General features: G+C 53.0%; 7 protein-coding genes and 2 pseudogenes. 3 read left to right on the forward strand and 6 right to left on the reverse strand.

What is annotated here, in order from left to right; translation table 11 throughout:
- Positions 1 to 110 precede the first annotated feature (110 nt).
- Complete coding sequence (locus HBH25_RS20405) at positions 111 to 626, forward strand: GNAT family N-acetyltransferase (RefSeq protein WP_168085770.1); 516 nt, start codon at positions 111 to 113, stop codon at positions 624 to 626.
- A 91-nt stretch (positions 627 to 717) separates the two neighbouring features.
- On the opposite strand, the gene HBH25_RS20410 is transcribed toward HBH25_RS20405, so the two are convergent.
- The gene (locus HBH25_RS20410) at positions 718 to 1,338 is read right to left on the reverse strand and encodes a tyrosine-type recombinase/integrase (RefSeq protein WP_168085771.1); all 621 of its coding nucleotides are present in this window, start codon (positions 1,336 to 1,338) and stop codon (positions 718 to 720) included.
- A 198-nt stretch (positions 1,339 to 1,536) separates the two neighbouring features.
- Here HBH25_RS20410 and HBH25_RS20415 point away from each other — a divergent pair, with 198 nt between their 5' ends.
- On the forward strand, positions 1,537 to 1,977 hold the full coding sequence (locus HBH25_RS20415; RefSeq protein ID WP_168085772.1) for a hypothetical protein: 441 nt from the start codon (positions 1,537 to 1,539) through the stop codon (positions 1,975 to 1,977).
- A gap of 143 nt (positions 1,978 to 2,120) precedes the next feature.
- On the opposite strand, the gene HBH25_RS20420 is transcribed toward HBH25_RS20415, so the two are convergent.
- Positions 2,121 to 3,338 (reverse strand): asparaginase, encoded by a 1,218-nt coding sequence (locus tag HBH25_RS20420; protein WP_324616912.1) that lies wholly within the window; start codon positions 3,336 to 3,338, stop codon positions 2,121 to 2,123.
- On the opposite strand from HBH25_RS20420, the pseudogene HBH25_RS20425 reads away from it, so the two are divergent.
- Positions 3,307 to 4,462, forward strand: a pseudogene (locus HBH25_RS20425) (IS3 family transposase). The gene HBH25_RS20420 and the pseudogene HBH25_RS20425 sit on opposite strands and share 32 nt — an antisense overlap.
- 193 nt (positions 4,463 to 4,655) lie before the next feature.
- Here HBH25_RS20425 and HBH25_RS20430 read toward each other — a convergent pair.
- The 4 genes and pseudogenes from HBH25_RS20430 to HBH25_RS20445 all read right to left on the reverse strand — a co-directional run bounded on the left by HBH25_RS20430 (position 4,656) and on the right by HBH25_RS20445 (position 10,965).
- On the reverse strand, positions 4,656 to 5,858 hold the full coding sequence (locus HBH25_RS20430; protein ID WP_168085773.1) for a hypothetical protein: 1,203 nt from the start codon (positions 5,856 to 5,858) through the stop codon (positions 4,656 to 4,658).
- A 452-nt stretch (positions 5,859 to 6,310) separates the two neighbouring features.
- Positions 6,311 to 8,473: a hypothetical protein gene (locus HBH25_RS20435; protein ID WP_168085774.1), complete on the reverse strand. Its 2,163-nt coding sequence runs from the start codon at positions 8,471 to 8,473 to the stop codon at positions 6,311 to 6,313.
- A gap of 332 nt (positions 8,474 to 8,805) precedes the next feature.
- Positions 8,806 to 9,594 (reverse strand): annotated as a pseudogene (locus HBH25_RS20440) (IS5 family transposase); the annotation flags it as partial.
- Positions 9,595 to 9,768: 174 nt separating this feature from the next.
- Complete coding sequence (locus tag HBH25_RS20445) at positions 9,769 to 10,965, reverse strand: IS91 family transposase (protein WP_168085775.1); 1,197 nt, start codon at positions 10,963 to 10,965, stop codon at positions 9,769 to 9,771.

Consider the following 10,965-nt stretch of genomic DNA (forward strand, 5'->3'; position numbering starts at 1 on the left):
GACGGCGACAGGCCAAAACTGACCAGTAGCTTCCGTATGTATGGATGCCGATCTTAGTTGTGCGAGGTAAACTCGGAAGACGCACCCAGTGAGCCTGAAGATAATAACGCATGCATACCTACTACCTGCGGTTGAGTGGTACCGAAGATGTGGCGGATCTATGCCGTATCTCGGCTGAGGCACGCTTGCGTTACAGGACATTTCGGTCTCTTGCACATATCGCTGAGGCACCTGCGTTGTCACCTGCGAGGCTTGAAGCCTGTCGCGTCGTGGTTGCGCTCGATAGCGAGAGTCAGAAGATACTTGGCTTTGTGGCAATGCGACTGCTGGACGGGCTTGTGTATTTAGACAATATATCCGTTGACCCGAGTGCTTCAGGGGTTGGGATTGGGGCAAAGCTGCTTTCTGCAGTCACAGAGCATGCTGAATGCCTTGGGGTTCAAGCGGTGAGTTTGACGACTTTTCGTGAGCCTCTTTGGAATGGGCCCTGGTTCCGAAAACACGGATTCCGCACGATGCCGGCTGCAGACATAGGTGAAGGATTAAAACAGGTTATGGCTCGTCAATGGCTGACCTTGGATGCCACAACTCGAGAAACGTTATGGCGCGTCCTATGCGATCAGTAAGCGAATTATCCTATGCAACCTAGGATGTATTGGCCGTCCGCTTACTGTGCTCAGGATGGCGACAGTCGTACCTCTACTGTCGCCCCGCGTGTCAGACCTCCGTCTGCTCTGCCATTTCCAAAGCGTCATCGACCTCAATGCCTAGGTATCGCACCGTACTCTCAAGCTTCGTATGGCCGAGCAAGAGCTGAACCGCTCTCAGGTTCTTCGTCCTTCGATAGATCAACGATGCCTTTGTGCGTCTCATTGTGTGAGTACCATACAGGGCTGGATCAAGGCCAATAGCCTTAATCCACGCCTTGACGATTCTGGCGTATTGCCGGGTGGAGAGATGCTGGGAGGCGTGCAGCCGACTTGGAAAAAGGCAGTCCTCACTGTGTAGATGGGCTTGATGTATCCATGCCTCCAGGGCAATCCGTGTTTGCTCCGTAATCTCAAATTGCACAGGCCGCTGGGTTTTCTGCTGCATCACTATTGCGCGCGATGACACATGCTGCCCATGGACCACGTCTCGTACACGAAGCTTGGTCAGATCGCAGGCTCGTAGCTTGCTGTCAATGGCTAGATCGAAAAGAGCCAAATCACGAGCGTCCTCCGCGATTTGGAGTCTTACGCGAATGGCCCAGATATCCTTGAGTCGGAGCGGGGCTTTCTGGCCGACCAATTTTCCTTTGTTCCAAGGTTCCTGGGCATGGGTCGTAATCGTTTTCATAGCTTGTCTTCCTTTTTGGGGAAGACAAGGATGGTCATCGTGAGCCAGGGGCGCTAACCGACCCATTACAGCCAGTCAGTGTGAGGCCTGGATTCGGCCATTTATTGCCTTACGCCACCGGCCACTCTGGTCGGCAGGGTATCCTGTTCCAGGCCGCGCTTATGTGCGCTCAACGATCCGGACAGTCGGAGTTTCAAGGTGAAAAAAATGCTCTCACATCGGACGGTAGCCTTCCTTGAGAAATCGGCGGACTCATCGCACCTCGTTTATCCGGAAGGAGGTTTGTTGTTCCGCTATCAATATGCCTATAACCAAGCGCATTGCTGCCTGAAGGGAGGCATTTGGAAAGCTTTGTATAACGTTGATCTGGTTCAGTACTCCGAAATTACAGAGCAGGCAGCGAACGACTTGGCTTTTTTCTTTCAGCGTGCCTTCGGAGGTTATACGAAGGACTCACCGACCGACTGCACTGTGCTAGCGGCCTGTAGCTTGATCGCTTATTTGAAGGAAGACTTACAACACGACCTGGTTGAGCTTGTTGTGACGGACGGTGACTACGACATGACAGCTACATTCGAGATGGCAAGCAGGTCACGAAATGACTATTCAAGATTGGAGTTGTTCTGGTCTGTCGATTGACACCGTTTGGCCGATTCTGCCTCCCGTGACCGGCAGCTATGGGTCGAATGCGGTCCGTCTTAAGGGTCTGGCGAACGCACCTTGCGGCCTGTAATCAGCAAACTTTGCGGAAGCTTGGGTTAGCAGGAATTGTGTGTCCAATCTCAGAGATTGGGTAGCTTTAATCTTGTTTGCAATTTACCTACGCACTCACCTGCCATGCTGACCACAGTTGGCTCAACCCATGGCGTTAGCAGCTTGTGTTCGTCAATCAGGCCCAGTTGTACCAGTACGTTGACGGCAGTCGTGTAAAGTGCGCCTAGGTTTCCGTCTGCAATTTTAATAGCTATGCCCAAGCCGCGACTACGAATTCCAATCGTGTAGACACCATCAGCGCCGACCTTGGCAATGCAATCGCCATCAGATGCTAGCGCTATGGCCTGGTCACAACGACCCGTACCTGACACCATTTCGGGGTGGCAAACCATCGCGGATGCAATCGACGACAATGCATTATCGTGATCTCGATCGATGCCGGACTCGCTAGTGGCAAGACGCGCCCAGAGCAACGCTAGACGTGACAGTGGCATGCCGTAGTTTGGAGCACTGCAACCGTCTATTCCAGACCAAAGCTGGTTTTTTGGGAGGTTTGCAAGCATCGCAACCTCTTCACGGATATTCACTTGAAGAGGGTGATCCGGATCAAGGTAGTTTTGGTTATACCCGTGTAAAGAGCAGTAGCCTAGGAATCCTGCGTGTTTACCTGAGCAGTTGTTATATCTCTGATCGAATGTGCTGCCAAACGGTGGAAGGTTATGTTCACCGTATCGAATCGGTAGATGACATCCGCAACGCAGGTCAGGCTCTGACTTGGAAATTTTTTCAAGCAGCCTGGTGACTGCGATTACGTGAAAATCCTCGCCTGAGTGGCTGCCGCAGATAATGGCTAGCTCTGCCGTAGAAAATCCGAATTGATGATGCCCCCCATCCCTTACCAGTGGTATCGCTTGGAAAGGCTTCAAGGTCGAGCGCGAAAATACGTAAGTATCAGGATCTCCGACATGCACAACCGGTGCACCTGTGGCATCAACCACGGCAATTGATCCCCAGTGGATGCGCTCCACATGAGTATTTCGTGTTGCTACGACAATCGGAGTATGGGCAGGTGATAGCATCACAGGATCCTGAAACGAGTGAACACCGCCGGTCAGCAGAGCGTTATTATGATGCCTCAAGCTAATCCAGCCACCGTAGTTATATAGATGTCCATTTATGAGGTAGCAACCATCACTGATCTTGCCCACTTCCAGTGGACACCCCGTTAAGCGATACACTGCAACGAGGTGAACCATGGCAAGCCAGGCTAAAACGATGAAGCACACCCGTACTCGTCATTCCCAAACCTACAAAGATGTAAGCGCTGGCCTTGGCTGGCCGGGTCGGCGTCAAACAGGCTGCCGAGCAGCTCGGCCTTCATGCGTCGCAGCTCTACGGTTGGAAAAACAACAAGCATCAGGCCAAGGACAGTACCGAGCGCAAGCAATCGCTTGCCGAAGAGAATGCACGGCTCAAGCGGCAGTTGGCTGAGCAGGCGGAGGAGCTGGCCATCGTAAAAAAGGCCTCCGCGTACTTTGCCAGGAACCTCAAGTAAAGTACGCCTTCATGCAGGCTCATACTCTGGAGTTCTCGCTCAAGGCCATGTGTCGCGTGCTGGGCGTTGCGCGTAGCGGCTACTACGCGTGGCACTCACGCAACGCATCAGCACGTCTGCTGCAAAGAACTCAGTTGGATCGGCAGGTGGTCCATGCCTACGCTGCTCGTAAGGGCCGTAGCGGTGCGCCACGCTTGTGTCATGACCTACGAGAAGTAGGGCTGACCTGCAACCGCAAGACCGTTGCTGCCTCGATGCGTAGGCAGGGGCTACGCGCCAAGGCTGCCAGGAAGTTCAAAGCCACCACCTACTCGCGCCACACGCTGCCGGTAGCAAAGAACCTGCTCAACCAGGATTTCACCGCCTCAGCACCAAACCAGAAATGGGTAGGCGATATTACCTACCTGCACACCGATGAGGGCTGGCTCTATCTGGCAAAGGTCATCGACCTGTACCCACGCAGGGTAATCGGCTGGGCCATGAGCGAGCGCATGACGGCGGATCTGGTCTGCGATGCCGTGCGCATGGCGCTTTGGCGGCGCAAACACCCCTGTGGTGTCATTGTGCATAACGACCGTGGTAGCCAGTATTGCTCGGCGGCCTACCAGCACTTGATCGTCGCCCACCAACTCAGATGCAGCATGCGCCAAGGGCAACTGCTACGACAACGCCTGTGCAGAGAGCTTCTTCCACAGTTTGAAGGCCGAATGCATTCATGGCGAGCGATTCAGCAGTCGTGCTGAAATGCGTGAAGCCGTGTTTGAATACATCGAAATCGACTACAACCGCCAGCGTCGTCACAGTACGCTGGGGCACATCAGCCCGCATGCCTACGAGGCTCGGATGAGTGCTTAAATCCGTGTCCACTGATGCTGGGCAGGATCAGACGAACCCTGGAATTGCAAATTTCACCTGTAAGCGCGGGGCTGTGCTGCTCGCCTATAGCAGGTTTGGGTGATCTAGAGGTTTGTCAGCAATTTGTTATGAATGTTTGGAGGAAAGACCCAGCCTCACGGGCCGGGTAGCTCACCCTTTAATAAAGTGGAAGCTAATTAGGGGTATGTACCAAGTGCACTGGCGGGATAGGGCCCTCTTCACCAAAAGGCTTTTTAAAAGGCCCGTAAAACTTGGCCACTGCAAAAGGCGAGTTTGAGTTTTGATTTGGGAAATTTTTCAATAGCGTCTTAAGTTTGTCAGGCGAATCACAGCGTGACGCTAGCCAATTGATGTAGTCCCCGTTTTTCACCACACCGCGACCATAGTCTGCTTCTATCAAAAAGCGTGATTGATATTTCTTAACAAAATCTCTTTTTTCAGCCGACAGGCTAGCGAGGCTGATTAAACTTTCAGGCGTATAAGCATCATTCAAGAGGTGCAGATGAGCTGCGACAAAATTCATTCCCATTGGAGACAAGGCGAGGAATTTAGCTTCATGAGTGTTATATACTTCCTCAGTAAATGTCGACCTGATGCGGCTACCATGTTTTTCCAAAATGGCATTTTTTTTAAAGTCGTCAACCTGCTCTTCTATCTTCTTGTCGCTCAGCTTTTCTGCCAACCACCCCTTTTTATTATCTTCAATGAATTTAGCGACCGGCGACGCGCCCGAACCTATTGACTTTTGCAGCGAATCGCTCGTGACCTCTCTCGTTTGCCGGCTGGAGGCCAACAATGCCAAATTGGTTTCTTCCTCTTCTCCTTTGAAGTACGCCTCTTCGGCGATGATTTTCTGCAATTCATTGGGCAAATCGATTAGGGTTTTTCTCGGCTCATGGAAACGCCTAAAAATGTGAAGCGACTTTTCTTCGTCGCGCTTTTTCGGCACGGTATAAACTTCTACGCTGTCGACGTATTTGGAGGCTTCACGATTTTTCTTCGCTTTTGCGCATACCTCGAACGTCTTATCTTTCCCATTTTTCTTGAGGGTTTTCAAGTACGTATGGCATTGAATTTCCGAACTCCCCTCACCATGCACTTCACTTTTAATATTCTTCAGCTCTTCCGGCTCGAGCGTGAGCAATCGGTTCACCGTGTCATTTTCTTTTTCAGTGATTTTTCTGTTTTTATCATGGGCCGTTGCCGCCATGGGCCCGAGCCTGATGAACGCCCCTCCGTTGAGTAGGAACCTATTAGGCTGCCTGACTCGCGGCATCTCGCCGGTTCCGTTGGGTTGAGAAGGGGGGGAAGACTGGCTGACTTCAGGAAGCGAGGTCGATATGGAGTTTATGAATGATTTGAAGGATAGTTTCATAAGGTGACGTTCCTGGTCGTGAACGTGTTGGGTGAATTATTACCATTTAAAGGGCCTAGGCTCTTCACGAACGGTCAGCGAACGATGATCGAGCTCAGGCTGGCGGGTGTAGTGCGATAGGGCGAGGATGCTGGGGCTTGCAGGCTTGCCACCATCACTGGTTGGCCGTTATTAACTGGCGCGGTGTAGTTTCGGGCAGAGCTACCTAATGGGAGTGGATTCATCGCTGGCTGAGCCTGTTCTGGGAATGTTAGCGGTCGAGATGGACGACCTGGATCCGGGTAGGTGGTCAGAAGGGCTTAGGGGGTTCCGAAAGCAGTCCAGGCACATGGGCAGGCATACGGCTCTAAAGCGGACATAGACCGATTTGCAGCCGCAGGCTGCCAGGTTCATCAGCAGCGACATTGGCGTATAAATGCCAAGCGCCGCCAGCAGGCACTTGGCATCCTCCTTCAATCGCTGGCTTTTCCCTTCCCTTTTGAACGAGTTATGATGTTCGCCAGGTCGGTCGTAGCAAGCTGATAATCGAGAAATTCTTCTGCTCGCTTTTTGTTTCGTTGCTCATCCAAACCTGTCTGGTCCTGTAAATTCAATGATTCATATAGCGACCCGAGCATATCTGTTTTTAATGCCGCGACTGTTTTTGCCGTGCATAGAATTTCTCCGTCTTCGTCCGGCTCATGGAAATCGGCCAGTGATAGTTCACCATCAGCAAGCTTGTCACCTATTACGTTCTTGATGAGCGCAGCAGCCTTGAGTTTGATGACGTCCTCGGTGATGTAGATAGTTTCCGCGTCACGGAGGATTTCACTCATCACGTTGGTAATTTTGTTAAAGGCACCAGCATTGCAAATGGCAAGATCACGCGGGTCGCCATCATCCTCTAAGTGATCGTGAGTGCCTTTCAAATTGTATCCGCGCTGTATCTCATAAAGTGCCTGCACGAACTTTTCGCGGGCTGTCTCATCGGTCACCTGCTCATGGCGGTTTTCCGGATCGCGTGTGACATGCCAGCACGCCGTTAAGTAATCCTTGGTAGAAATGCCGGAGTGCGGGTCTTTGACGTCCATGGTGAGAGCTGCACCACTCAATCCCCGCTTGGCCGCATTCACTGGAGCTGTGAAGTACTGCCGGTGGGGATGCTCTTTGCCGAGAGCTTGCACATACTGCACTAGGCCTCCCAAGGGGGCGTCCAGCCTTGCCTGTAAACCGTCAGGAACTGGCACAGAAGGTAGCGCCATGATGTAGTCACTCAACCGTTCGAACTCTTCGGGGAACTTTGCACCGGCCGCTTTGGCGATAATCCGCTGGGCGCTTTTTGATGAAGAAAGATGCACTGACTGCTGATGAGTAGTTTGCTGACCATCAATCCGCCCGTTGCCTTCACCTGCTGGGCGAATATCGATATAGATATCGCGGTTTTCGCGGATATGCTGTGGCAAGTCGCGATAGCGGGCAGCAGTGCCACGCAGCTCAAGCGACCTTAAATTCGGCATATGGTCAAGGAAACCCGCAGGAAATCCGCGGAAACGCTCCGCACCGATCAGATCAAGGGTTACCAGTGACGGAAGGCGCATATCGCCCGGAAATTTTTCAAAACTTGTTGCGCCACGCAACGACAGGCCAATCAGATTGGGCGCTTTGAACTGGCGACCAAATTCCGTAAAGTGTTCTTGGTAGTGCAGATTCAATTGCTGGAGGCTCGGAGCAGAGAAGTTATTACCGATACGTCGCAGGCCGCCGACAACCTTTCGCGAGCCGTCTCCTGCCACCAAGTTATCGAGCGACAAATCAAGTCGGCTCAGTTTTTCCGCAACAATGTAATCGCCTAGCTCAGTGAAATGTCGAGGTGTTCCTAGCCACTTCAGATTATTGCAGGTCAAATTATTTCCCAGGCCGCGCGCACCCGCGAATAATTCTTTGGTGAAAGACTCGCCATGTATCCACTCGGACTCCCGTAATATCTCGTCTTTGTCCAGGTGGCCTGCGCGGGTCATATCGGCAGGCTTACGCTGATGAAAATCTTGGAAGAAATCTACATATTCGAACGGCTGGTCAGGGCTGGCGACTAAGTCTTTTTTGATTAGACCTTGCTGGTCGAAAGCTTCTCTTATCATGTTTTGCTGCTGTAGCCACTGTTGTCGCAAATTTGCGATGTTCAGCGGCACATTTGATGAGGACGTCATAACGCGTCGAGGCTGCTCGAAGCGACCCAGAAACCGGGGAAAATGCGTGCGCGGATTCTTCAACTCACACCGTAATGCCTGTCCATTTAGAGAAACATGAAGTAGGACTAATACATCCTCAGGGTGCCCATGGGTAGGCGATTTGGAAGGCGTTTCGAACGTAATCAATTGGGAAGGGTTGTTCACAGTACCCGCTGGTCGGACGGTCAGATTTGTACGTTGCTCAGCATTCAGCACGTGAGCAATTTGCGCAGCCGCGTTGGGAGTCGCAACTAACGGGTCAAATGTCACATCAACGTTACGGTTGGCAATAGTAAAGGTAAGCCGGCGCGGCATATCTGACGCTTCTGCCTGGTCAAACTCAGAAACATTACTACCGTAGGTACTAATCGATGGAGCATTTAAGTGGGTGGGGATGGGGCGAAGCATATTGATTATAACCCTGCTTTATGAACTGGAGCACTAGAGAGCATGTTCAATGCATCCTGCATGACGCCTAATAAGTGGTCGGGCTCCAGCTAAGGTTCCAGAGCATGGCTGATTGGTCGCCAGGACCTATGTTCCTTAGGGCGCGCAGGTACAGATGCATATGCGCACTTTGCTTAATTCTGCCGATTGGCGACCTAAGGATGGTCTGAATTAGCGCCGTTTTGCTGAGGAAAGATCGGGCATTCCATCGCATTCCCCTGAAAACCGCCCGAAAATGTCAAAACGCCTCGATTTCAAGGCATCTAGCGGGCTTTTCAGCCCGGTTTGCCCTGTTACGGGCGTACCTCACCCAAACCCATCAGCCGCTTTCGCACCATCCACAGGTTCGACAGCGCGAACAGCGTGGTCAGTTGAGCCGTGTTTTTCATCAGCCCACGAGACTGCGTTTTCACATAGCCAAACTGGCGTTTGATCACTCGAAACGGATGTTCGACCTTGGCCCGGGTTTGCGCCTTAGTCCGCTCGATACGCCGCTTGCCTTTGTGAATCAGACTACGTTTGCTCAGCTTTGAATAGGTGCTGCGCCGCGCTGCTACCTGCCAGATCACCGGCCGATCAGCATGCTCATCGCGCTTTTCGACCCCGGTATAGCCGGCATCGGCGTACACCGCGTTCTTTTCACCGTGCAGCAGCTCGGCCACCTGGGTGACGTCAGGCACATTGGCAGGGGTGCCGTGCACGTGATGCACCAGGCCCGACTCGACATCGGCGCCGATGTGCGCCTTCATCCCGAAGTAGTACTGATTGCCCTTCTTGGTCTGGTGCATCTGGGGATCGCGCTTGCCGTCCTTGTTCTTCGTCGAGCTGGGGGCGTGGATGATCGTGACATCCACAATGGTGCCCTGGCGTAACGATAGGCCTTTGTCCTGCAGATAGCCGTTGATGACTTGGAGGATGCCAGCCGCCAACTGGTGCTTCTCCAGCAGGCGACGGAAGTTGAGGATCGTGGTTTCATCGGGAATGCGCTTCAGCGCCAAACCGGCAAACTGAGGCAGGATCGTGGTCTCGCACAGCGCTTCCTCCATTGCCGGATTACTGTACCCAAACCAGTTCATGTGTAGGAATTTCAAAGATTCCTACACATCAAAAGGAGGTTCCAGGCAAGAGCGTTATGGCACGACAGGCGCAAGCGAGTCAGAGGCCGGACAGTGAATTCAAGCGGCTTTCGCTGTAAGCCGCTGATCAGGAAGCGGTTTTTAGCCCTAAACCTGCACTGCGGACGCACCTTCCCCGTGTCACGGTTTCACGTACCTCATCTGCGCAATAGCATGGGCATGGGTCACTAGCCCCTTCACCGTCAGCCCGCTGATCGCTGCCGTGTACACCATGTTCGCCCCGCACAGTACGCAGCTGAACGGATCAACGTTTAAAAACGCTTTGGCCATCTGCGCAAAATACAGCTTTGGTGTTGGCCCTGGTTTCGTCATCTCCAGCGCTTCATACACCTTCGGCAGGTACTGCCCGCACACCCGGTTGGCCAGAAACCCAAAATACCGGATCATCCGAAAATGCTTCTCCGGGATGTGCTGTACCACCCGGCGTAGCATGTTGGCCTGGCTCAACGACTCCTTTTGGTAGGTCTGCGTGCGGTGATCCAGGTAGGTGAAGCTCAACGAGGGACCGGACGTGTAATGCGCCAGGCGACTACCAGAAATCGGCGGTTTCTTCAGGTAGCGGCCCAGGTAATTCACGGTCTTGCGCCCGTTTTCCGTCTTCTTCGACAAATAGATGTGCCAGTGCTGACCACCCGCATTAAGCACCAGGTTTCGCCAGTCACTTTCACAGGTGATATGCGCCAGCTCCGGTGGCATTTTGATCTGACCCCAGTGCTCCAACAGATGGTTGCGCACATTCCACATCCAGCGCCGACGCATGGCCTTTTCATGAAACGCGATATTTTTCCAGACGTCCTGCTCATCCAGACCACCCGCAGTGGCCGAAATGTGTACGTGAGGATGCCAGTTGAGGCGTCGACCGTAGGTATGGATCGCGCCAAACAGACCAATATGCAGCCCCCGCCGTTTTCCCGCATACAGCAGGTTGTCTGCGGCCAGCCGACACAATGCATCGAGCAAACCACGGTTATGAAAGAACAGCGGCCACAGTGTGTCGAGCAGCGTGAACACCGGGTGGTACCAGGCGCAATCAGGCAAGCGGTTGTGTTGGACGGCGATCCATTGATCGGTGGCTTTTTTGCCGCACGAGGGACAGGCCCGGCAGTGGCAGGTATTGCACAGGTATTTGACGTGCGGGCAACGCTCATTGGCGCAGGTGTAGTGCTTCACGCCCAGGATCGAGGTGCCGCAGGCCAGCATTTTACTCACCGACTCCACTTCGATGTCACGCAGACCGCCGGCCTCCAGCAAACCTGCCCAGCAGCCGTTGGCGGTGAACAGGTGTTTCAAAGGCCTGGGTTTAAAGCTGCTAGCCAT

Source organism: Pseudomonas quercus, assembly GCF_012033695.1.
Lineage (GTDB): Bacteria > Pseudomonadota > Gammaproteobacteria > Pseudomonadales > Pseudomonadaceae > Aquipseudomonas > Aquipseudomonas quercus.